A 20,949-nucleotide genomic window follows, 5' to 3' on the forward strand; every position below is an offset into this window, starting at 1 on the left:
CGCTCAGGCCCGCGCTTCCTCCACGCCCGCACTGTTGTGGCCGAGGTTGTCGCGGCTCAACGCCTTCAGCACGGTATCGACGATGTGCGGCGCGTTGAGGCCCGCCTGGTCGTACTGCTTGTCGGGCGAATCGTGGTCCTGGAACATGTCGGGCAGGCGCATCGTGCGGATCTTCAGCCCCGCATCGGTCAGGCCCTCGTCGCTCGCCAGCGTGAGAACATGCGCGCCCAGCCCGCCGATCGAGCCTTCCTCGACGGTGACCAGAACGTCGTGCGTTGCGGCGAGGCGACGGATCAGGTCCTCGTCCAGCGGCTTGGCGAAGCGCATGTCGGCCACGGTGGTGGAAAGGCCCTTGGCTTCAAGCTGGTCGGCCGCCTTCAGCGCTTCGGCCAGGCGCGTGCCGAGCGAGAGGATCGCCACCTTGCTGCCTTCGCGCACGATGCGGCCCTTGCCGATCTCGAGCAGTTCGGGAACTTCGGGCAGCGGCACGCCGACCCCTGCGCCGCGCGGATAGCGGAAGGCGATGGGGCCGCTGTCATGCTGGGCCGCGGTATAGGTCATGTGGACCAGTTCCGCCTCGTCCGCCGCGGCCATGACGACCAGGTTCGGCAAAGTGGCAAGGTAGGTCACGTCGAACGAGCCGGCGTGGGTGGCGCCGTCGGCGCCGACCAGCCCGGCGCGGTCGATCGCAAAGCGCACCGGCAGGTTCTGGATCGCGACGTCGTGCACCACCTGGTCGAACGCGCGCTGCAGGAAGGTGGAATAGATCGCGCAGAACGGGCGCATTCCCTGCGCGGCCAGCCCGGCGGCAAAGGTCACCGCGTGCTGTTCGGCGATGCCGACGTCAAAGCTGCGGTCGGGGTGCGCCTTGGCGAAACGGTCGACGCCGGTGCCGCTGGGCATCGCCGCGGTGATGGCGCAGATCCGTTGGTCGCTGTCCGCCAGTTTCGCCAGCGTATCGCCGAACACGTTCTGGTATGCGGGCGGCCCGCCCGCGCTCTTCGCCTGCTGTCCGGTGATGACGTCGAACTTCTGGACGCCGTGGTACTTGTCGGCCGCTTGTTCGGCCGGGCCGTAGCCCTTGCCCTTTTGCGTAACGACGTGGATCAGGCACGGCCCTTCGGCGGCGTCGCGCACGTTTTCGAGCACCGGGACCAGCGCGTCGAGATCGTGCCCGTCGATGGGGCCGACGTAGTAGAAGCCCAGTTCCTCGAACAGGGTGCCGCCCATCGCCATGCCGCGGGCGAACTCGTCGGTCTTGCGCGCGGCGATGTGCAGCGGGCGGGGCAGCTTGCGCGCAAACCGGCGGGCAAGGTCGCGAAGGCCGAGGAACTGGCCGCTCGACACCAGCCGCGCGAGGTAGCTCGACAGCCCGCCCACCGGCGGCGCGATCGACATGTCGTTGTCGTTGAGGATGACGATCAGGCGGTTGCCGGCCTGTTCGGCGTTGTTCATCGCCTCGTAGGCCATGCCCGCGCTCATCGCGCCGTCGCCGATGACGGCGATGGCCTTGCCGGCGCGGCCCGACAGCTTGTTGGCGACGGCAAAGCCGAGCGCCGCGCTGATCGAGGTGGAGGAGTGCGCCGTGCCGAACGGGTCGTATTCGCTCTCGCTCCGCTTGGTGAAACCGGAAAGGCCGCCGCCCTGGCGCAAGGTGCGGATGCGGTCGCGCCGCCCGGTCAGGATCTTGTGCGGATAGGCCTGGTGCCCCACGTCCCAGACCAGCCGGTCTTCGGGCGTGTTGAACACGTAGTGGATCGCCGCCGTCAGTTCGACGACGCCGAGGCCCGATCCCAGGTGCCCGCCGGTCACGCCGACGGCGGAGATCATTTCCGCGCGCAGTTCGTCGGCCAGCTGGCGAAGCTGCCCGCGCTGGAGTTTGCGAAGGTCGTCAGGCGTGTTGACGGTGTCGAGAAGGGGGGTCGCCGGTTCCGCGGTCATGGCACTGCTTTATACCGACAATACGCTTCTGTCGAACGGGTTATTCATCGTACGCGGGCATCGCAAAGGGAGTCTTCGGCCATGCGTCAGCCGGGCCGGAATTGCAGTGCCACCCCGTTCATGCAGTAGCGCTTGCCGGTCGGCTTCGGACCGTCGTCGAAGACATGACCCAGGTGCCCGCCGCAATTGGCGCAGTGCACCTCGGTGCGCGGATAGCCTAGCTTGTAGTCGGTCGACAGCCCCAAGCCGCCCTTGAGCGGGGCGTAGAAGCTGGGCCAGCCGGTGCCCGATTCGAACTTCGTGCGCGAAGAGAACAGCGGATGGGCGCAACCTGCGCACAGGTAGGTGCCGGCCCGCTTTTCCTTGTCGAGCGGCGAGGTATGGGCCCGCTCGGTCCCGGCTTGGCGCAAGATGCGGTACTGTTCGCCGGTCAGCCGCTTCTTCCATTCGGCGTCGGAAAGCTTGAGCGGGAAGGCCTTGGCCTCGGCCTGTCGCGAGCCGCAGGCGGCCATGATCGGAAAGGCCGTGCCCGCGATCAGGATGCCGAGCAGGTTGCGCCGGGAAAACTGTGCCATGCGCGCACTGCTATCACGCCGAGGCTGAGAGCGCGATGAACGAAGCGTGCAAAGCGAGCGGCGATGCCGCGGTCAGGCCGCCTTGCGCCGCGCGAACCAGCTCCTGCCGCTCGACGGGCCGGATTTCATCACCGTCCGCCGGAACAGCGTGGCCCCGCCCTTGATGATCAGCGCCACGCAGACCGCCTGCCACGCAATGGCGGCGACATGGGGCAGGAGGTCCGGCTCCACCGCCGCGCGCGCCAGCATCGAATAGGGCGAGGTCAGCGGAAAGGCGATCGAGGCCAGTTCGATCGGTTCCCCCATCGCGCCCAGCGAGTAGCTGGCGAAGAAGAAGACGATGAGCTGGAGCATCGTTGCCGGCATCGACAGCGTCTGCACCTCGCGCACCGTGGCGGCGAGCCCGCCTATGGTGAGGAACAGCGACCCGAGCAGGAGATAGGCGAACGAGAAGTAGATCAGCGCCAGCGCGGCGAACAGCGGCCAGCCGACCGCGGGCGGTGCGAAAGACGGCACCTGCCCGCCCAGCAGCATGATCGTCAGCCCCACCGCGCCCCACACCGATAGCCCGACGAGGCTGACGCCCAGCATCGCCAGCAGCTTGCCGAAGAACACCGCGTCCATCGGCACGGCGGCGGCAAGCACCTCGATGATCTTGTTGGCCTTTTCCTCGACCATGTTCGACATGACCATGCCGGCGAGCAGCATCGTCAGGAGGAACAGCAGCGTCTGCGAGGCCTGCGCCGTGCGGATGCGCTTGCGGGTGGTGTCGACCCGCTCGCTCACCGTCTTGTCGAGCGTCACCGCGGGCAGGGCGCCCGCGTCGGTGCGCTGCGCTTCGCCAGCAACCAGCGCGACGAGGCCGCGCCACTGGTCGATCGCGCCTTCGGGGCCGGTCAGCTTGGGATTGGTGAGGGGCCCGGACAGGATGGCGGCGACCGGGCTGCCGCTTTTCGTGCGCTCCAGAAGCGACCGCGCCAGCACCCTTTCGCCCGGTTCCAGGCGGATGATGACGTATGTGTCGGGCAGGTTCGGGACAGAGGCCGACAGGCGCTCCTTGGCGGAAAGGAAGGCGTCGGTGTCCGCGCCTTCCATCGCGATGCCGAGCACCGGCTTGCTGATCTTGCCGCTGACGCTGGCCCCGATGCCGCCGGCCATTCCGACGACGATCACCGGGAACAGCGGGCCGAGCAGAAAGAAGATGAAGGAGCGGCTGAACAGGATCGCGCCGAAGTCGCGCCGCGCGATGACCATGATCGCGCGCCAGAACCGCGCCGCGCCGCTCGCCCTGTCGGTCATGGCGCTCATCGTCCGTTGCCTTCCTTGTCCTGTTCCAGCGCGCGTGCCGCCGCCTCTCCGGCGATGGCGACGAAGGCGTCGTGCAGCCCCGCCCGTTCGATCGACAGCGCCTGGATTCCGGCGCCCCCTTCGATCAGCGCGGTCAGCAGCGGCTCGACCTCGCCGGTCAGGCTGAAATCGAACAGCGCACCGCCGGCCTGCCGCAATTGCGGCTCCGTCCCCGGCGGCAGCACCGCGCGCCACGGGCCATCGACGTTGCGTGTTTCCAAGTGCACTTGCGGCGGCAACCGGTCGCGCGCGGTGGATACGAGGCCATGGAACGGCACCTTGCCCCCCGCGACGATGGCGATGCGTTCGCACAGGCGTTCGGCGTGGGCGAGGACGTGGGTGGAAAAGATGATCGTCGTGCCCTCTGCGGCAAGGCCGCGGATCAGCTTTTCCAGCCGTCCCTGGCTGATCGCATCGAGGCCGGAAAAAGGCTCGTCCAGCACGATCAGTTCGGGCCGGTGGACCAGCGTGGCGAGCAGCTGGACGGTCTGCGCCTGCCCCTTCGACATCTGGCGGATCTGTCGGTCGGCGATATGGCCGAAGCCGTACTCCTCCAGCAGTGCGCGCCCGCGTCGCCGCCCTTCGTCGCGCGGCAGGCCGCGCAGCGCGCCGACGAAGGCGATCGCGTCGACCGCCTTCATCGCCGGGTAGAGGCCGCGTTCCTCCGGCAGGTAGCCGATGCGATGGGCGATGGCGTGGGGGTTTTCGCTGCCCAGCACGCGGCGGCTGCCGCTGTCCGGATCGATGATGCCCAGCAGCATGCGCAGCGTCGTCGTCTTGCCCGCGCCGTTGGGGCCGAGGATGCCGAAGATGCTGCCCGCCGGGACCGCGATGCTGACCCCGTCGACCGCGACCGTCCCGTCGAACCGCTTGACCAGGTCGCGCGCGTCGATCGCCAGCGGGCCGCCACCGGCCCGCTCGTCGCGAGTACCGGCATCGAGGGCGTGGAAAAACTCTGCGGGATCGGGGCTTTCGGTCATCACTTCCTGCACTTACAATCGCCCCCGATGGCCCGCTACCCGACAAGAACCGGTTAATGCTCATGCCCGAAACGAGCGGCGATGTCCTGCGCCAATTGCGCGAGGCGTTGCTGGCCAAGGCGCATGACGAGGGTTTCGTGGCGGCGGGCATCGCCGATGCCGCGACCGATCCGTTGCGCACCGACAGGCTGGCCGACTGGCTGGGCGAGGGGCGGCACGCCACGATGCAGTGGATGGAGGACCGGGCCGACCAGCGCGCCGCACCGCAAGTTCTCTGGCCCGAGGCGCGCCGGGTGATCGCGCTGGGGATGAGCTACGCCCCGCACGCCGACCCGCTGGCGCTGGCCGCTTGTCCGGACCGTGCCCGCATCTCGGTCTATGCGCAGGGCCGAGACTACCACGATGTCGTTAAGAAGGCGCTGAAGCGGCTGGCCCGCTGGCTGGTCGAGGAGGCGGGGCGGGCCGGGCTGGAGGCGGGGGTCAAGGTCTTCGTCGACACCGCGCCGGTGATGGAAAAGCCGCTGGGAGAGGCGGCGGGCATCGGCTGGCAGGGCAAGCATTCCAACATGGTCAGCCGCGCGCACGGATCGTGGCTGTTTCTCGGCTCGATCTACACGACGCTGGACCTGCCGGTGGACGATGCCCATGCCGATCGCTGCGGTTCGTGCCGCCGCTGCCTCGATGCCTGCCCCACCGATGCCTTCCCCGCGCCGCGTACGGTCGATGCGGGTCGGTGCATTTCCTACCTCACGATCGAGCACAAGGGACCGATACCGGAGGAATTCCGCGCCGCGCTGGGCAACCGCATCTACGGCTGCGACGATTGCCTTGCGGTCTGTCCATGGAATTCGTTCGCCAGCGCGGCGGCGGCGAACCGCGCCTTCCTGCCGAGCGCCGAATTGGTGGCGCCCAGGCTCGACGAACTGATGGCGCTCGACGACGCGGGCTTTCGCGCGCTGTTCTCCGGCTCGCCGATCAAGCGGATCGGGCGCGACCGATTCGTTCGCAACTGCCTTTACGCCGCCGGCAACAGCGGCGACGCCGCGCTGCTGCCGCAGGTGGAGGCGCTGCGCGGCGATCCCGATCCTGCCGTGGCCGAAGCGGCGGACTGGGCCGCTGCCCGGCTGGGCGGCTAGGCCGTGGCCATTTCCTTGATCGCGAGGCTGTCGTCGGCCAGTACGTCGCGGTCGACCACGGCGCGGCTCTCGACCAGCTTCTTGCCCTGGACGTAGTCCTTCACCTTGTTCACGCAGTCGAGCGCGACGACGCGGCCTTCCTTGAGGTAGACGACCGAGAAGCTGCGGCTGGCCGGATCGCCGCGCAGCACCGTCTCGTCATGGCCGGTGGAAAGGCCGACGGTCTGCAGCTTGAGATCATACTGGTTCGACCAGAACCAGGGCGTCGCCTTGTAAGGATCCATCTCGCCCATGATCGCCTTGGCCACGGTTTTCGCCATGTCCGACGCGTTCTGCACCGATTCCAGCCGCATGACCGCCCCGTCGGCAAAGTCGTTGGCGTGCGAGGCGCAGTCGCCGATGGCATAGACGTCGGGCAGGGTGGTGCGGCAGTATTCGTCGACGTCGACGCCGTTCGCGCCCGTCGCTCCGGCCACGATCAGCGGGCCGACGCTGGGGATGATGCCGATGCCGACGATGACCATGTCGGCGGGCACGACGCTGCCGTCGGCCAGCCGGACGCCGGTCACCTTGAGGCCGTCGCCCTCGATGCAATCGACGCCGGTTTCCAGCCGCAGGTCGACGCCGTGGGCCCGGTGTTCGGCTTCGTAGAAGCGGGACAGTTCCTCTCCCGCGACGCGGGCGAGGACGCGGTCGAGCATCTCGATCAGAACCACCTCGACGCCGAGCTTGCGCAGCACGGCCGCCGCCTCCAGCCCGATGTAGCCGCCGCCGACGATCACCGCCTTCTTCGCGCCGGCGTCGATCTCGGCCATCATCCGGTCGACATCGGCCCGGGTGCGGACCGAATGGACGCCGACGAGATCCGCGCCGCCGCACGACAGCCGGCGCGCATCGCCCCCGGCGGCCCAGACGAGGTGCTGGTAGGCAACGGTGCTGCCGTCGGACAGCGTCGCGGTCTTCGCCTGCGGATCGACGGCGGTGACCGAGGTCGACAGTCGCAGGCCCACGTCCTTGTCCGCCCAGAACTGCGGCGGACGGATATAGAGCCGTTCGAATTCCTTTTCGCGGGCGAGGTATTCCTTGGACAGCGGCGGCCGTTCGTACGGCGGTTCGGGTTCGCGCCCGACCATCAGCACGCTGCCTTCGAACCCCTGCTGGCGCAGCGCGACGGCCATGGCGGCGCCGCCATGTCCGGCACCCACGATCAAGACATCAGCCGCTTCAGTCATATGGTCTCCCTCCATCGACCTGTTGCGCTAACGGCGAGGAGCCTCGCGTTCAAGTGCGATTAACGCAGGCCGTGGGCGGGACGCGACCGTCAGAGACCGGCCAGCGCGTCCATCGCGATGGCAAGGCCGCGGCGGCGGACCTCGGGGTCGAAGGTCGAACCGGCGAGGATGATCTCGTCCGCGCCGGTGCGCTCGACAAGGCTCTCGATGCTGGCGCGCACGTCGGCGCCGGTGCCGATCGCGCTGACCTTGCGCATCGCGGTGAGGCCGGCAAGCTGGGCGGGCGGCAGGCTTTCGCGGTAGCCGGGCACGGGCGGAGGCAGGCGGCCCGGCGTGCCGGTGCGCAGCGCGACGAAGGACTGGTCCATCGACGAGGCGCTCAGTTCCGCTTCCTCGCGCGTTTCGGCCGGGTAGCAATTGGCCGCGACCATGACGTGCGGCCGGTCGAGCGCGTCGGATGGGCGGAAATTGGCACGATAGGTGGCCAGTGCCTCGTCGAGCGCGGCGGGCGCGAAGTGGCTGGCAAAGGCATAGGGCAGGCCGAGCAGGGCGGCAAGCTGCGCGCCGAACAGGCTCGATCCCAGGAGCCAGATCTGCGGCGAGGCACCGGCGCCGGGAATCGCCTGCATCGGCAGCCGCTCGTCGCCGGCGAACAGCGCCTGCAATTCGACCACGTCCTTCGGGAAGCGTTCGGCGCCCGAGTGGATGTCCTTGCGCAGCATCTGCGCGATGCGCTGGTCCGCCCCAGGCGCGCGGCCGAGGCCGAGATCGATCCGGCCCGGGAACAGCGCGTCGAGCGTGCCGAATTGTTCCGCGATCACCATCGGGCTGTGGTTGGGGAGCATGATCCCGCCCGCGCCGATGCGGATCGTGCTCGTCGCTTGGCCGACATGCGCAAGGCAGGTGGCGACCGCCGAGCTGGCGATGCCGGGCATGCCGTGGTGTTCGGCCATCCAGAACCGGTGGCAGCCGAGCTCTTCGGCCAGTTTCGCCAGCTTCGCCGTTTCTTCGAGCGCCTGTGCGACGGTGCCGCCTTCGACGACCGAGACGAAATCGAGGACGGAAATCTTCACGAGCCGAACCCCCGCACGGTCGAAAGGAGAAGGGCGATGTCCGCGTCGCGCGAGAGGCGGTGGTCGCCGTCCTTGACGAGGTGGACGTGGACGTCGCTGGCGGCGAGGGCATCGGCAAGGCGCAGCGCGGTCTGCCACGGCACGTCGGGGTCCTGTTGCCCCTGCAGGATGCGAACGGGGCAGCTCAGCGCGATACGTTCGTCCAGTCGCGGCAGGGCCAGCGCATCGCGGTAGAAGGCGGGGTGATAGGGCGTCGGTTCAGGACCATAGATGTTCTCCTCCAGCCAGACCTCGCCGCGTTCCAGAGTTGCCTTCTGGTCGTCGGAATAACCCCAGGTGACGAAATCGGGCGCGGGCGCGATGCCGACGAGGGCGCGCACCGCATCCGGGCCGGCGCGGGCGGCCAGCGCTTCGGTCAACAGCAGCATCAGCCAGCCGCCCATCGACGACCCGACGAGCACGACCGGACGATCCGGCCTGCCCGCGCCGACATGGTCGATCAGCGCGAGCACCTCGTCGCGCCAGCGGGTGAGCGTGCCGTCGCCGAAATCGCCCTCGCTTTGCCCGCAACCCGAATAGTCGAGCAGCAGGCAGGCCTGCCCCCGCGCGATCGCATCGGCCATCACCGCGCAGGCCTTCGACCCGGCCATGTCAGACATGTAGCCGGGCAGGAACACGATCAGCGGGCCCGATCCCGCGGCGTGGCGAAAGGCGAGCGAGAGCCCGCCCGCAGAGGTGAAGCGCCGGATCGGCGGCAAGTCGGGTTCGGTGGGATCGCTGGCTGTCATCGCCGCCTATGTAGGAAGCGATCAGAAGATGTCGAACGGCTCCACGTCGGGATCCTTGGCACAGGCGTCGCGGATCGCCTCGTATTCGGCGCGGCTGAGCGACGGGCGATAGGCCCGGCCCGGCACCACCGCCTTGCGGAAGGCGTCTTCGCGCTCCTGCGGCATCGGGTGGCTGGCAATCCAGCTCGCCCAGCCGGGACCGCCTTCGCCCTGTCTGGCAAGGTCTGCGAAGAAGTCGGCGGTCGAAGCCGGAGAGATGTCGGAGCGGGCCATCTGCGCGCGGGAGAAGACGTCGGCCTCGCGCTCCGCCTCGCGCGAATAGCTCATCGCGGTGAGGCCGAAGAGCGTGTTGCCGACATCGGAATTGACCCCGCCGAGCAGGATCGACAGCCCGAACTGGCGCAGCAGCGCCTGCATCACGTGGCGTTCGCGCACGTGGCCGATCTCGTGCCCGATCACGCCGGCCAGTTCGTCGGGATCGCTCGATTCCTGGATCAGCCCGTCGAAAACCAGCACCTGGCCGCCGGGCAGGGCGACGGCGTTGACCATGTCGATGTTGGCGATCGAGACCCGGGTCGGCGGGCTGTCGGGGTCCAGTTGCCGGACCAGTTTCGCCAGAGCCGCGTCGGACGCGGGGGTGCGGCACGATACGTCCTGCAGGTCGCCGACCATCGCCTCGCCGATGCGGCGTTCCCAGGCGGGCGGGATGCGCGGGCCGAGCCAGCTCGGCGCGGTGAGCACCAGCGCGACGAGCGCGGCGCTGACCGCGGCGAAAAGCGCCGCCGCCCTGGGCAGGCCCAGCCCGTCGATCCACTTGCCGAAGCGGGCCCCGCGCGGCAACCGCGCCGCCAGCGCTTCGGGCACGGGATCGGTGAAGACCAGCCGGAAACCGTCGTCGGCCTTGCGGGAGTAGGACCCGTCGAGAACCCCGCGTTCGACGAAGACGAGATCGGCGAGGGGGACGATCATCGTCTCCCCGTCGTCGCTGTGCAGCCGCAGCTCGTCGCGCAGATCTTCGCGCAGGTCGTCGCCATGCCAGCGCACCGTGCCGACATGGCGCCGGGCGGTGACGCCATCGTACCAGAAGGCGCGGATCGGCTGCCCCTGCTCCATCTCAGATTGCGCCCCGCATCAGATCGCGCCCCACCTTAGATCGCGCCCCACCTTAGATCGCGCCCCACCTTAGATCGCACCCATGTCGAAGGCGTCGAGCAAGCCTTCGCCATGCCGGGCGCGGCGGGTGGTCGATTGGATCAGCCCGTCGACGTCGATTTCGCCGAAGGCCTGCATGTGGGCGATGAAGAAGCGCCAGTGCCGATAGCCGAGGAAGACGAAGCCCAGCCCGAGGGTCAGCACCAGGAGCGCCACGTCGCCAAGGCCCAGCCTGATCCAGTCCCAGGTCTTCGCGTCAAATTCGAACGACAGGTCGCCCAGCTCCATCTCGCCCACCACGACGCGGAAGAACTTGGCGTAATAGGCCAGCCAGACGAAGCCGAGGACGAGGTAGAACAGCACGAAGGCGACGCCGATTGCGGCCATCACGCCGATGGGCGGGTTTTCGGGATCGAACTGCCCGTCGGCCTGAAGACCGAAGGCGGCGGCGAAGACGAAACCGACAAGCCCGAGGATGGCGAGGAACGGGCTGAAATAGAACAGCAGGTAGCGCTTCATCAGGGCTGAAAAGTCGGCGCTGCAGGTGAACCGCATCGGCCCGAAGCTCATCGCCCGCCAGCGCTGGTTCCACAGGCTGACCATCGCCCACGGCACGCCGAGGCCAAAGGCGGCATAGCCCGCCGCCGTCTTCCACATGTAGGACCAGCCGTAGCGAAAGCCCGCATCGTCGCTGCCGCCGCGGATGCCGCGCCAGTTGGTGCGGCCGAGGCGATAGCGGATCGCGCGGAACCGGGCGACGCCCATCAAGTAGAAGATCGCCAGGAGCGGGATCACGAACAGCGCGGCGCCCAGCGCGGTCTGCCCGCGCATCATCATCGCCTGCGCCACTTGCGTCATCACGAAGTAGGGCACGACGAACAGCACGATGACCAGCACCCCGCCGACGAACAGTTCCATGCCGGTGCCGGTCCATTCCAGCCGCTCGTCGATGAAGCGGGTCCGGCTCCACAGGTAGCGCCGCTCCCGCGCCTTGGCCCAGAAACGATAGATGCCGAGCGTCACCACGATCAGCAGCAGGTTGGTCAGCGCGATCGGCAGGTATTCGCGCCAGGTGCCATGAAAACCAAAGGCCGACGATTCCGCATCCGTTGCGTCGGGGCCGCCATGTCCGCCAAGTCCGTCCATCAATTCGCGACCCCCGAAGTCAAATCTCCGCCCCGACGTTCCCCGTGTCCGCCGGGGAAGTCAAGGCGGGGTCGCCCGCCGCCGACAGGGACTTGCCGGTTGCAGGTGAAATCAGTCGCGAAGGAAGATTTCCTCGATCTTCAGGCCGAAGACGTCGGCGATGCGAAAGGCGAGCGGCAGCGACGGGTCGTACTTGCCGGTCTCGATCGCATTGACCGACTGGCGCGATACCGCGAGCAGGTCGGCCAGCGCCTGCTGGCTCCAGTCCCGCTCGGCGCGCAGGACCTTGAGGCGGTTCCTCATCGGCAGCGTCCGGTGTCGTGGCCGAACGACAGCCTGTTCGCGATGCCGCCGATGCCAAGACCCAGGCACCACAGGGGGAAGACGAAGAAGACCGGCAGGCGCGGTACGGCGGTGTAAAGCTCGATGATGCCCCACACGTTGACCACGGCGAGCGTGCTGCCGGTGGCGATGATGAACTTGCGCACCTCGAGCATCCGCATGTACTCGTCGTCGAGCTCGACCAGCAGCCGACCCATCGACCAGATCCACCCGACGACGGCGAGGCCGGGCAGGAGCGCGATCAGCACGGTGCCGAGGCTCGGCCTCGCGTCGTCCGGCACCTGCCATGACGCGAGCGCGATGGCCGCGAGGTAGATCACGGTGAAGCCGATGTGTCGCCGGAAATAGCGGCGATAGGCGGAAGAGCGGGTCGCGGCCACGGATCAGGACGACTTCGTGCCGCAGCGCGTGCCCGCGCAGCGCCAGCTTGCGACCAGCGGCAGGGTGAGGATGGCGGCAATCGTCGTCCAGTCGGGCAGGACGTCGGCGATGTTGAGCAGGCCGACCGCGACGATCGCGGCTCCCCAAGCCATGGCGATACGGTCGGTCATTCGGTCAAGCTCCCTTGATTTTATGTAAAGTCTGTTTGTCATATCGCATTCCACTAGTCAAGGGTAGTTGACATAAGGACATGCAGCCTTGTCAGCGCAGCGGCCTGCTCCGTGGAGGATGACAGCGCGCCGCCTGCGTGCTATCCGCCCGGTCATGACCCAGCGTGTGACCACCGCGACGACTACCACCACCCGGCTTGCCCCGGGGCGGTCGGTCGCGCGCTAGGCACGCGACAGTCGCCGCCCGGGGATCGGGTCAGGCGGCGTCTCCTTACCCGATCGGCAATCATCCAGACGCCTCTTTCGGTGCGCCGGTCCATGTGCCATGGCGCGCCCTGCAACGGTTCGAGACGAAGAGACGATGACGGAACTGCTCAAGATCAGCCTGCCCGACGGTTCGGTGCGCGAAATGGCCCCGGGGTCGACCCCGGCCGACGTTGCCGCCGCGATCGGCCCCGGCCTCGCCAAGGCCGCCATCGCCGCGCGGGTGGACGGCGAACTCGTCGACCTGTCGCGGCCCTTTTCGGGTGATGCGCAACTGGCGCTCGTCACCGCGCGCGATGAGGCCGACGCGCTGGAACTGGCCCGGCACGATTATGCCCACGTCCTGGCCGAAGCGGTGCAGGCGCTGTGGCCCGGCACGCAGATCACTTTCGGCCCGGCGACCGATGACGGCTTCTACTACGACGTCATGGCCCCTGCCTCGCGCGAACCGTTCGGCATGGACGACCTGCCCGCGATCGAGGAAAAGATGCGCGAGATCATCCAGGCCGACAAGCCGCTGACCCGCGAGGTCTGGACCCGCCAGCAGCTGATCGACAAGTGGACCGCCGACGGTGAGACGTTCAAGGCCGAATGGGCCGCCGAACTGCCCGCGGGCGAGGAGCTGACCGTTTACTGGAGTGGTCGCGACTGGCTCGACATGTGCCGCGGCCCGCACCTGCCCTCCACCGGCAAGCTCGACCCGCAGGCGTTCAAGCTGATGCGCGTGGCCGGGGCCTACTGGCGCGGCGACCAGAAGAACGCGCAGCTGACCCGCATCTACGGCACCGGCTGGCTCAACAAGAAGCAGCTCAACGAACACCTCACCCGGCTGGAGGAGGCCGCCAAGCGCGACCACCGCAAGCTGGGCCGCGAGATGGATCTTTTCCACTTGCAGGAAGAGGCGCACGGCAGCGTCTTCTGGCACCCGCACGGCTACGTCATCTGGCGCGAGCTCGAAGCCTACATGCGCCGCGCCATCGACGATGCCGGCTACCGCGAGGTGAAGACCCCGCAGGTCATGGACGCGCGGCAGTGGGAACAGTCGGGCCACTGGGGCAAGTACCGCGAGAACATGTTCGTGATCCCCGACGAGGTGCCGAACACCGAGGACGAGGGCGCGATCGTCAGCGGCGATGCCGAATGGATGGCGCTGAAGCCGATGAACTGCCCGGCGCACGTACTCATCTTCCGCCAGGGCATCAAGTCGTACCGCGACTTGCCGCTGCGCATCTACGAGAACGGCTGCTGCCACCGCAACGAACCGCACGGCGCGCTGCACGGGCTGATGCGCGTGCGCCAGTTCACGCAGGACGACGCGCACATCTTCTGCCGCGAGGACCAGATCGTCGCCGAGGTGCGCGCCTTCTGCGAACTGGCCGACCGGATCTACAAGGACTTCGGCTTCACCTATTCGATCAAGCTCGCCCTGCGCCCCGAAAAGCGCTTCGGCAGCGATGCGGACTGGGACAAGGCCGAGGACGAACTGCGCAACGCGGTGATCGAGGCGGGGCTTGCCACCGAGGCCTACGGCTGGGAAGAACTGCCCGGCGAAGGCGCCTTCTATGCACCCAAGCTCGAATGGCATCTGACCGATGCGATCGGCCGGACCTGGCAGGTGGGCACGATCCAGTCGGACCGCGTGCTGCCCGAACGGCTCGACGCGACCTATGTGGGCGAGGATGGCGAAAAGCACCGCCCGGTCATGCTGCACCGCGCGATCTTCGGATCGTACGAGCGCTTCATCGGCATCCTGATCGAGCATTTCGCCGGGCGCCTGCCGGTCTGGCTCGCTCCGGTACAGGCGGTGGTGGCGACCATCGTGTCCGATGCTGACGACTATGCGAAGGATGCGGTGGCCCGGCTCAAGGCAGCGGGGATCCGGGTCGAAAGCGACCTGCGCAACGAGAAGATCAACTACAAGGTGCGCGAGCATTCCCACGCAAAGGTCCCGCACCTGCTGGTCGTCGGCAAGCGGGAGGCCGAGGAAGGCACCGTCGCCATCCGCACGCTGGGTGAACAGCAGCAGAAGTTCATGTCGCTGGAAGAGGCGATCGCGATGCTGAAGGCGGAGGCGACCGCGCCCGACCTGCGCTGACATCGTGCCGCGCTGATGGAAACGAGGCGGGCGGCCATGCGGTCGCCCGTCGATCGGGGGACTCGGCGCTGCGCGTCAGGCCTTCTTCTTGCCGCCGCCCTTGCCGCCCTTGATCCCGGTCTGCTTCGCGGTCCACTTCCACAGTTCCTGGACCTCGAGCGCCGCCTTGCTTTCGGGATCGATCTCGGTCGCGACTTCGCCGTCGCCCGAGGCATGGTGGAACGCGGCACGCTCGCCGAAGCTGACGGGGCAGACCTTCAGGCCCAGTTCCACCACCCGTGCATTGGCGTCCTCGATCATCTTCGTCGCACGGGCCGGGACGCCGTTCATCAGGACATGCCCCTCCTTGCCGACGTAGTTCAGCATCTCCGCCGTCGCTTCAAGGGCATGAAGGTCGAAGGCGCGCGGCCGGGTCGGAACGATGACGAGGTCCGCCGCCTTGATCGCCTCTCGCGCAGAAGCGTCGGCGTGCGGCGGGGTGTCGATGACGATGAGATCCGCGCCCTTCTTGGCCAGCTTCTCCACCGTCTTGGCGAGGCGGGCGGGTGGGCTGGTCACCACTTCGGGGAGGAAATCGCCGCGCCAGTCGGCCCAGGCCGCGGCGGTTGCCTGCGGGTCGGTATCGACGACGACGGTCTTCTTGCCGGCATAGGCCCCGGCCGTGGCGAGGTGGATGGCCAGGGTCGTCTTGCCCGAACCGCCCTTCTGGCTGACGATCGCGACTGTCGGCATGGCTTTGTCCCTTGCAGGCGGCCCGCACGGGGTCCCTCTTGTCGCCCATCCTAGGGGGAAACCGACCAGGAGGGAAGAAGAATGCTGCGCCTGCGAAAAGCGGCGCATCGAACGTCGGGTTGCCTTATTTTACCGACAGTCGCGTCCCGGCCGCGCAAAGACAAAAGAAAAGGGCCCCGCTCCACAAGGGAGCGAGGCCCGATCCTGATCGCTCGACGAGATTACTCGGCGGCGGCGTCGGTCGCGGCGTCCGTCGCAGCGTCGGTCGCGGCGTCGGTGGCAGCGTCGGTCGCGGCGTCGGTGGCGACATCGGTCGCAACGTCGGTGGCAACTTCGGTGGCCATGTCGGTCGCGGCAGCTTCGGTCGCGGCGTCGGTCGGCTCAGCAGCTTCCTGGCTGCAGGCGGCGAGCGAGAGAGCGGCGGCCGAAGCCAGCAGAGCGAAAGTGATCTTCATGGTTCAGTTTCCCTGTGCCGCAGTCCTCAACATGAGTGCGGCAGACCGCCCGTATAGCGATGTTGCAGTGCGGTGTCCATATTCTCGCCACATTCCGGCCAAATTTGCGACGAACCGCTTGTCAGGCCCGGAAATCCGCGGTTTTTCAGGTGGCGACCTCGAACGCCTCGATCGTCCAATCCTCCTGGTCGGCCCCCTCGATCCATTGCTGCATCCACGCATGATCCCACATCGCTTCCATGTAGGCCTGCGCGAATCCGGGCACCCCCACGCCGTACGTGACGAAGCGGCTGATGACCGGGGCATAGAAGATGTCGGCGGCGGAATAGGTGCCGAACAGGAAGGGGCCGCCATGCCCGAATCGGCTGCGCGCTTCGGCCCACAGCGTCAGGATGCGGATGACATTGGCTCGCGCCTCGTCGCCCAGCGTGTGGCCCTCGATCCGGCGGCGCACGTTCATCGGCATCTCGCGGCGCAGCGGCAGATAGCTCGAATGCATTTCGGCGACCATCGAGCGGCACAGCCCGCGCGCCACCGGGTCCTTCGGCCAGAACCGGTCGCGCCCGTTCTCGCCGCCGATCTTGTCGGCAAGGTGCTCCATGATCGCAAGGCTGTCCCAAATCACCACGTCGCCGTCCCACAGGATCGGCACCTTGCCCGAGGATGGCTGGACCTCGCCCCACTCGCGCTTGGCGCTCTCCCATTCCTCGCCGCTGATGTTGACGGTGATCTCCTCGAACGAAAGCCCCGACTGCTTGGCGGCCAGCCAGCCGCGCAGCGACCAGCTCGAATAGTTGCGATTGCCGATGATGAGTTTCACAAAAACGCCCCGTTACATGAACGAACCGGGTTAGCGGCGAAGCGCCGGGGTGTCGAGCGGGGAGGGGGTGCGTATGATGCGGGCTAACCCGCCAGCGGCGCCAGCCGAGCGGCGATGGCGGCGGGATCGAGCCATGGCGGAAGGCCCGCTTCGGCCCAATCGCCCGCGTCGAGTGCTGCCCGTGCGGCAAGGGCCAGCCGCGTCACATCCTCGCCGCGCTCGCCGCCGATGAGCGCCGCCGCGATCAGCACGGACGGCACGTCCTCGGGATCGCCAGGATCGTGTCTGGCGCAGAGCCGATCGAGCGCGATGTCGTAGAGGTCGCTGCGCGAGGTCAGCGCGATGAGCAGCGCCTGATCGATATAGGCCGCCGTGCGCATCGACGGGTTGCGCCGCTCCGCCTCGATCGCGCCTTCGAGCGCCGCGATCGCCGCATCGGCATCGCCGCCCAGCGCGAGCGCGGTGCCGAGATAGAGTCCGGCCCGGGCATGTTCGTCGGGTTCGTCGAGATCCAGCACCATGCGGCAGAGCTTCGCCGCCACGTCCGGCCGGACGGTCAGCAGCGAATACGCCTGGATGTTCAGATACTGTCCCTTGCGCCGCGCGCGGCCGAGCTGCGCCAGGAAATCGGCCTCGCGCGCAGCGTTCCATTCGGTCTGGCGAAACCATTCGGTCATGGATCACAGTTGCGCACGGTGCTGTTGACGTTTCCTTACCGCGGCGCGTTTTACCGTGGCCGACGGCAAGGGCATCATGCTGGCGGCAAGAGTTATTTTCCTACTGGCCGCGGACTTGCGATGGCGGCGTCCGCTCTTTTCCATCGTCAGTCCCGCCACCCCGTGCCGCACAGGACCGGCGCACCAGCGCATGTGTCGCCTGTCGCCCGGGCTGCGTGACCCACGACAATCCGAAGGGTCCGGATGATGCCGGAGAGTGACAGGGTGTCGCCTTTGTCACCCTGCGAAGTCGCTGGCGGGGGCTCGGACAGCGCCCGCGATCGTTCAGCCGCCCTCGGCGCTTTGCAGCACGAAGCCGCGCAGTTCCTCGATGCCCATGCCTTTTTCCGAGCTGGTGACCGAGATTTCCGGATAGGCGCCGGGGTGCTTGCGCGCCTCGGCCTGGGTCTTCTCGATACAGGCTTCGAGCTCGCTTGCCTTGATCTTGTCCGCCTTGGTGAGGACGAGACGGTAGGAGACGCCCGCGGTGTCGAGCATCTCCATGATCTCGCGGTCCACCGGCTTCACCCCGTGGCGCGCATCGATCAGCAGCAGGCAGCGCTTCAGCACCACCCGCCCGCGCAGGTAGTCGTTGACGAGGAACCGCCACTTCTTGACGACCGCCGGCGGCGCCTTGGCGAAACCGTAGCCGGGCATGTCGACGAGGCGGAATTCCGGCCCCTTCTCGCCCGGCACCGCGCCCACGTCGAAGTAGTTCAGTTCCTGCGTCCGGCCCGGCGTCACCGAGGTGCGGGCGATCGCCTTGCGCCCGGTCAGCGCGTTGAGCAGCGACGACTTGCCGACGTTCGACCGGCCCGCGAAGGCGATTTCCGGAACCGTCGGTTCGGGCAGGAACTTGAGCTGTGGAGCCGAGAGCAGGAACGTCACCGGCCCGGAAAAGAGCTTGCGCGCCCGCTCCTCGTACAAGGCGCGACCGGGATCCTCGGAAAGCGTTTCCTCCACCCGTCAGGCCTTCGGCTTCGGGGTCTTGGCCCGGCCAGCCTTGGGCTCGGTCGCCTTTTCGGCGGCAAGGTCGGCGCGCAGCTTTTCCTTCTTCTCGTCCATCTCTGCCGCCTTCAGCTGGGGGTGGCGGGCGTAGAGGAGCTTCTGCTGGCCGATGGTCAGCAGGTTGGAAGTAATCCAGTAAATCAGCAGGCCCGCCGCGAACGGCGCCATCACGAACATCATGAACCACGGCATCAGCATGAAGATCTGCTGCTGGGCGGGGTCCATCTGCGCCGGGTTCAGCTTGAACTGCAACCACATGGTGATGCCCAGCAGGATGGCCAGCACGCCGATGGCGAGGAAGCCCGGCGGGTTGAAATCGAGCAGGCCGAACAGGTTCAGGATATGCAGCGGATCGGGCGCGGACAGGTCCCTGATCCACAGGATGAACGGCTGGTGCCGCATCTCGATGGCGACCATCAGCACCTTGTACAGCGCGTAGAACACCGGGATTTGCAGGAACATCGGCAGGCAGCCCGCCAGCGGGTTCACCTTTTCCTCGCGGTAGAGCTCCATCATCTTGGACTGGAGCATCTGCTTGTCGTCCTTGTACCGCTCCTGCAGCGCCTTCATCTTGGGCTGCACCGCCTTCATCGCCGCCATGCTGGCAAACTGGCGCTGGGCGATAGGGAACATCACGCCGCGCACGATCACGGTCAGCAGGATGATCGCGACGCCGAAATTGCCGACAAGGTCGAACAGCTTCGTCAGAAGCCAGAAGATCGGCTTTTCGAACCAGCGGAACCAGCCCCAGTCGATGGCGAGGCCGAAGTTGGCGATGCCGCCCTCCTCGTACTGGTCGAGGACGTGGCTTTCCTTGGCGCCGGCGAAGAGCCGGGTGGTGCGCGAAACCTGCTTGCCGGCGGGCACGGTCACCGCGTCGTAGATGACGTCGGCGCGGAACTTCGCATCGCCCAGCGAGCGGAAGTCGGCCACGGTCCTGGCGCCGTCCTGCGGGATGAGGGCGGAGAGCCAGTAGATGTCGGTAAAGCCGATCCAGTCGGCCGCCCCGTTGCCGCTGACGGTGCCCTTTTCGGCGACATCATCGTAGTTGTTGCCGAAATCGACCGATCCGTCGAAGGCTCCGATCGGACCGGAATGGACGGTCCAGGTATCGAGGCTGGCGGTGGCGCTGGTGCGGTTGATCAGGGCGAAGGGCTTGACCGCGACGGGCGCCGGGCCGGTGTTGGCGACGGTCTGCTGCGCGGTGATCATGTAGTGCTCGTCGATCGTCAGCGCGATCGTGAAGAGCAGGCCCTCGGCGTTGTTCCAGGTCAGCGTCACCGGCTTGCCGGGTGACAGCGGGCCGCCCGCGACGGTCCAGACCGTATCGGGGCCGGGCAGGCTCACGTTGTCGCCGATGAAGCCGAACTGCGCGAACTGCTGCGCCGGGGTGCCCTGCGGGCTGAACAGGCGGACAGGGCCCGAATCCTTCTCGACCGACTGGCGGTGGGTCTTCAGCGTCAGATCGTCGATCCGTGCGCCGACCGGGTTGATCGAGCCGCGCACTTCGGGCGAATCGATGATCACGCGGTCCTTGCTGCCGAGCGACTGGTCGAGATCCTTCTGCTCGAGCGCGATCTCCGCCGGGTCGGTCAGGCCGCCTTCGCGCGTGGGCTTGGGCTTGGCGGGCGCCTCGGCACCAGCCGCAGCGCTGGCCGCGACGGGCGGCTTTTCGGGCTGCGGGTAGAAGTAGTTCAGCCCCAGTTCCCAGCCGAGCATCAGCAGTGCGATCAGCACCACGGCCGTGATCATGTTGCGCTGGTTGTTTTCCACCTTGAAACCCTTGAAAATTCCGTCCGAGCCGAAGCCGCGATGCATGCCTGTCGTGCGCTCAGGGCACGGGATCGTGGCCGTGCCCACCCCACGGGTGGCAGCGCAATAGCCGCTTGGCCGCGAGCCAGCCACCCTTAATCGCGCCGTATTTCCGCAGGGCCTCAATCGCGTATTGCGAGCACGACGGGCTGTAGCGGCACGACGGCGGTAGGATGGCCGACGGGCCGATCTGCCAAAGGCGGGCGATGGCGATGAGGATCCACTTCATGCCGACGCTCCCGCCGGTCTGCCGTTACGGTTCGCGCCCTTGCCGGCCGGTCCCTTGCGCCGGCCGCTTGGCTTGCGGGGCCCGCGCGGGGGATCGCTCTTGCCTTCGCGTGCGCGGGACAGCGCCAGAGCCAGTTCCTCGCCCAGCCTGGCGAAGTCACGCTCGATCCCGCCTTCGCGTCCGATCAGCACGTGGTCGTGGCCGGGCAGGCCGTGATCGGGGAGCGCCGCCCGGAGCAGTTCGCGAAAGCGCCGCTTCATCCGGTTGCGCACCACCGCGTTGCCGATTCGCTTGGTCACCGTAATGCCGTAGCGCATCCGCTGCGGCTCCAGCCCATTGGCACGGGCGAGCAGGACGAAACCGGGGCGGGCGATCCGCAGGCCCTTGTTGGCGGCGAGGAAATCCGCGCGCTTGCGGAGGATCTCCGGTCGCGGCGCCGGGTTCGCCTCTGCTTGCGTCGAGGGCGCATCGGTGGCGAGTGGGGGCGGGGTCGCGGTCATGGGGCTGGCGTGATCGTGCACCGTGTTCGCCGCGCTCTCAAGCCGCCATGCGAGA

The 20,949-nt window shown here is 67.7% G+C and carries 22 protein-coding genes; 2 read left to right on the plus strand and 20 right to left on the minus strand.

From position 1 onward, the window contains the following. Positions 1-3 precede the first annotated feature (3 nt). The 4 genes from dxs to J2X37_RS00265 form a co-directional block, all read right to left on the minus strand. Positions 4-1,941 (minus strand): 1-deoxy-D-xylulose-5-phosphate synthase, encoded by a 1,938-nt coding sequence (dxs, locus tag J2X37_RS00250; RefSeq protein WP_310016281.1) that lies wholly within the window; start codon positions 1,939-1,941, stop codon positions 4-6. A gap of 86 nt (positions 1,942-2,027) precedes the next feature. Then, positions 2,028-2,516 carry a peptide-methionine (R)-S-oxide reductase MsrB gene (msrB, locus tag J2X37_RS00255; RefSeq protein WP_310016283.1) on the minus strand — a complete coding sequence of 163 codons (489 nt, stop codon included), beginning with the start codon at positions 2,514-2,516 and terminating at the stop codon, positions 2,028-2,030. A gap of 72 nt (positions 2,517-2,588) precedes the next feature. Further along, positions 2,589-3,824, minus strand: a complete 1,236-nt coding sequence (locus tag J2X37_RS00260) for an ABC transporter permease (RefSeq protein ID WP_310016285.1) — start codon at positions 3,822-3,824, stop codon at positions 2,589-2,591. After that, on the minus strand, positions 3,821-4,843 hold the full coding sequence (locus J2X37_RS00265) for an ATP-binding cassette domain-containing protein (protein WP_310016287.1): 1,023 nt from the start codon (positions 4,841-4,843) through the stop codon (positions 3,821-3,823). Before J2X37_RS00265 ends, J2X37_RS00260 begins: the two co-directional genes overlap by 4 nt. Positions 4,844-4,905: 62 nt before the next feature. On the opposite strand from J2X37_RS00265, the gene queG reads away from it, so the two are divergent. After that, positions 4,906-5,979 (plus strand): tRNA epoxyqueuosine(34) reductase QueG, encoded by a 1,074-nt coding sequence (queG, locus tag J2X37_RS00270; RefSeq protein WP_310016289.1) that lies wholly within the window; start codon positions 4,906-4,908, stop codon positions 5,977-5,979. Here the strand turns inward: queG and J2X37_RS00275 are convergent. The 8 genes from J2X37_RS00275 to J2X37_RS00310 form a co-directional block, all read right to left on the minus strand. Next, the gene (locus tag J2X37_RS00275; protein WP_310016291.1) at positions 5,976-7,211 is read right to left on the minus strand and encodes an FAD-dependent oxidoreductase; all 1,236 of its coding nucleotides are present in this window, start codon (positions 7,209-7,211) and stop codon (positions 5,976-5,978) included. The genes queG and J2X37_RS00275 overlap by 4 nt on opposite strands. Positions 7,212-7,300: 89 nt before the next feature. Further along, complete coding sequence (locus tag J2X37_RS00280; protein ID WP_310016293.1) at positions 7,301-8,284, minus strand: LLM class flavin-dependent oxidoreductase; 984 nt, start codon at positions 8,282-8,284, stop codon at positions 7,301-7,303. Continuing rightward, entirely contained in the window at positions 8,281-9,072 is a 792-nt protein-coding gene (locus tag J2X37_RS00285) for an alpha/beta hydrolase (RefSeq protein ID WP_310016295.1), read from the minus strand. The genes J2X37_RS00280 and J2X37_RS00285 overlap by 4 nt, the downstream gene beginning before the upstream one ends. A gap of 21 nt (positions 9,073-9,093) precedes the next feature. Continuing rightward, entirely contained in the window at positions 9,094-10,185 is a 1,092-nt protein-coding gene (locus tag J2X37_RS00290; RefSeq protein ID WP_310016297.1) for a M48 family metallopeptidase, read from the minus strand. A gap of 69 nt (positions 10,186-10,254) precedes the next feature. Next, on the minus strand, positions 10,255-11,370 hold the full coding sequence (locus tag J2X37_RS00295) for a YjgN family protein (protein WP_310016298.1): 1,116 nt from the start codon (positions 11,368-11,370) through the stop codon (positions 10,255-10,257). A gap of 111 nt (positions 11,371-11,481) precedes the next feature. Further along, complete coding sequence (locus tag J2X37_RS00300) at positions 11,482-11,673, minus strand: helix-turn-helix transcriptional regulator (RefSeq protein WP_310016300.1); 192 nt, start codon at positions 11,671-11,673, stop codon at positions 11,482-11,484. Continuing rightward, positions 11,670-12,092: a hypothetical protein gene (locus tag J2X37_RS00305; protein ID WP_310016302.1), complete on the minus strand. Its 423-nt coding sequence runs from the start codon at positions 12,090-12,092 to the stop codon at positions 11,670-11,672. Before J2X37_RS00305 ends, J2X37_RS00300 begins: the two co-directional genes overlap by 4 nt. 3 nt (positions 12,093-12,095) lie before the next feature. Further along, positions 12,096-12,263: a hypothetical protein gene (locus J2X37_RS00310; protein WP_310016304.1), complete on the minus strand. Its 168-nt coding sequence runs from the start codon at positions 12,261-12,263 to the stop codon at positions 12,096-12,098. A gap of 361 nt (positions 12,264-12,624) precedes the next feature. On the opposite strand from J2X37_RS00310, the gene thrS reads away from it, so the two are divergent. Then, a complete protein-coding gene (gene thrS / locus J2X37_RS00315; RefSeq protein ID WP_310016305.1) occupies positions 12,625-14,622 on the plus strand; it encodes a threonine--tRNA ligase in 1,998 nt (665 codons plus the stop codon). 75 nt (positions 14,623-14,697) lie between these two features. Here thrS and parA read toward each other — a convergent pair whose 3' ends face one another. From parA to rnpA, 8 genes are all read right to left on the minus strand, one after another. Beyond that, positions 14,698-15,354 carry a ParA family partition ATPase gene (gene parA / locus J2X37_RS00320; RefSeq protein WP_310016307.1) on the minus strand — a complete coding sequence of 219 codons (657 nt, stop codon included), beginning with the start codon at positions 15,352-15,354 and terminating at the stop codon, positions 14,698-14,700. A gap of 221 nt (positions 15,355-15,575) precedes the next feature. Continuing rightward, positions 15,576-15,809 carry a hypothetical protein gene (locus J2X37_RS00325; protein ID WP_310016309.1) on the minus strand — a complete coding sequence of 78 codons (234 nt, stop codon included), beginning with the start codon at positions 15,807-15,809 and terminating at the stop codon, positions 15,576-15,578. Positions 15,810-15,954: 145 nt separating this feature from the next. Continuing rightward, positions 15,955-16,629 carry a glutathione S-transferase family protein gene (locus J2X37_RS00330; protein ID WP_310016311.1) on the minus strand — a complete coding sequence of 225 codons (675 nt, stop codon included), beginning with the start codon at positions 16,627-16,629 and terminating at the stop codon, positions 15,955-15,957. Between the two features lie 83 nt (positions 16,630-16,712). Then, positions 16,713-17,306 (minus strand): hypothetical protein, encoded by a 594-nt coding sequence (locus J2X37_RS00335; RefSeq protein WP_310016313.1) that lies wholly within the window; start codon positions 17,304-17,306, stop codon positions 16,713-16,715. A 324-nt stretch (positions 17,307-17,630) separates the two neighbouring features. After that, entirely contained in the window at positions 17,631-18,308 is a 678-nt protein-coding gene (yihA, locus tag J2X37_RS00340; protein ID WP_310016315.1) for a ribosome biogenesis GTP-binding protein YihA/YsxC, read from the minus strand. Between the two features lie 3 nt (positions 18,309-18,311). Continuing rightward, positions 18,312-20,171: a membrane protein insertase YidC gene (gene yidC / locus J2X37_RS00345; RefSeq protein WP_310016316.1), complete on the minus strand. Its 1,860-nt coding sequence runs from the start codon at positions 20,169-20,171 to the stop codon at positions 18,312-18,314. Positions 20,172-20,184: 13 nt separating this feature from the next. Beyond that, positions 20,185-20,394 (minus strand): membrane protein insertion efficiency factor YidD, encoded by a 210-nt coding sequence (gene yidD / locus J2X37_RS00350; RefSeq protein ID WP_310016318.1) that lies wholly within the window; start codon positions 20,392-20,394, stop codon positions 20,185-20,187. Continuing rightward, complete coding sequence (rnpA, locus tag J2X37_RS00355) at positions 20,391-20,894, minus strand: ribonuclease P protein component (RefSeq protein ID WP_310016320.1); 504 nt, start codon at positions 20,892-20,894, stop codon at positions 20,391-20,393. Before rnpA ends, yidD begins: the two co-directional genes overlap by 4 nt. Between the last annotated feature and the right edge of the window lie 55 nt (positions 20,895-20,949).

This window comes from Croceicoccus sp. BE223, from assembly GCF_031457155.1.
Classification (GTDB): Bacteria; Pseudomonadota; Alphaproteobacteria; order Sphingomonadales; family Sphingomonadaceae; genus Croceicoccus.

Excerpts from the sequence above, each read along its gene's own strand:
- dxs (WP_310016281.1), bottom strand. The coding sequence starts at position 1,941 with ATGACCGCGGAACCGGCGACCCCCCTTCTCGACACCGTCAACACGCCT.
- msrB (WP_310016283.1), bottom strand. The coding sequence starts at position 2,516 with ATGGCACAGTTTTCCCGGCGCAACCTGCTCGGCATCCTGATCGCGGGC.
- J2X37_RS00260 (WP_310016285.1), bottom strand. The coding sequence starts at position 3,824 with ATGAGCGCCATGACCGACAGGGCGAGCGGCGCGGCGCGGTTCTGGCGC.
- J2X37_RS00265 (WP_310016287.1), bottom strand. The coding sequence starts at position 4,843 with ATGACCGAAAGCCCCGATCCCGCAGAGTTTTTCCACGCCCTCGATGCC.
- queG (WP_310016289.1), top strand. The coding sequence starts at position 4,906 with ATGCCCGAAACGAGCGGCGATGTCCTGCGCCAATTGCGCGAGGCGTTG.
- J2X37_RS00275 (WP_310016291.1), bottom strand. The coding sequence starts at position 7,211 with ATGACTGAAGCGGCTGATGTCTTGATCGTGGGTGCCGGACATGGCGGC.
- J2X37_RS00285 (WP_310016295.1), bottom strand. The coding sequence starts at position 9,072 with ATGACAGCCAGCGATCCCACCGAACCCGACTTGCCGCCGATCCGGCGC.
- J2X37_RS00290 (WP_310016297.1), bottom strand. The coding sequence starts at position 10,185 with ATGGAGCAGGGGCAGCCGATCCGCGCCTTCTGGTACGATGGCGTCACC.
- J2X37_RS00295 (WP_310016298.1), bottom strand. The coding sequence starts at position 11,370 with ATGGACGGACTTGGCGGACATGGCGGCCCCGACGCAACGGATGCGGAA.
- J2X37_RS00300 (WP_310016300.1), bottom strand. The coding sequence starts at position 11,673 with ATGAGGAACCGCCTCAAGGTCCTGCGCGCCGAGCGGGACTGGAGCCAG.
- J2X37_RS00310 (WP_310016304.1), bottom strand. The coding sequence starts at position 12,263 with ATGACCGACCGTATCGCCATGGCTTGGGGAGCCGCGATCGTCGCGGTC.
- thrS (WP_310016305.1), top strand. The coding sequence starts at position 12,625 with ATGACGGAACTGCTCAAGATCAGCCTGCCCGACGGTTCGGTGCGCGAA.
- parA (WP_310016307.1), bottom strand. The coding sequence starts at position 15,354 with ATGCCGACAGTCGCGATCGTCAGCCAGAAGGGCGGTTCGGGCAAGACG.
- J2X37_RS00325 (WP_310016309.1), bottom strand. The coding sequence starts at position 15,809 with ATGAAGATCACTTTCGCTCTGCTGGCTTCGGCCGCCGCTCTCTCGCTC.
- J2X37_RS00335 (WP_310016313.1), bottom strand. The coding sequence starts at position 17,306 with ATGACCGAATGGTTTCGCCAGACCGAATGGAACGCTGCGCGCGAGGCC.
- yidC (WP_310016316.1), bottom strand. The coding sequence starts at position 20,171 with ATGCATCGCGGCTTCGGCTCGGACGGAATTTTCAAGGGTTTCAAGGTG.
- yidD (WP_310016318.1), bottom strand. The coding sequence starts at position 20,394 with ATGAAGTGGATCCTCATCGCCATCGCCCGCCTTTGGCAGATCGGCCCG.
- rnpA (WP_310016320.1), bottom strand. The coding sequence starts at position 20,894 with ATGACCGCGACCCCGCCCCCACTCGCCACCGATGCGCCCTCGACGCAA.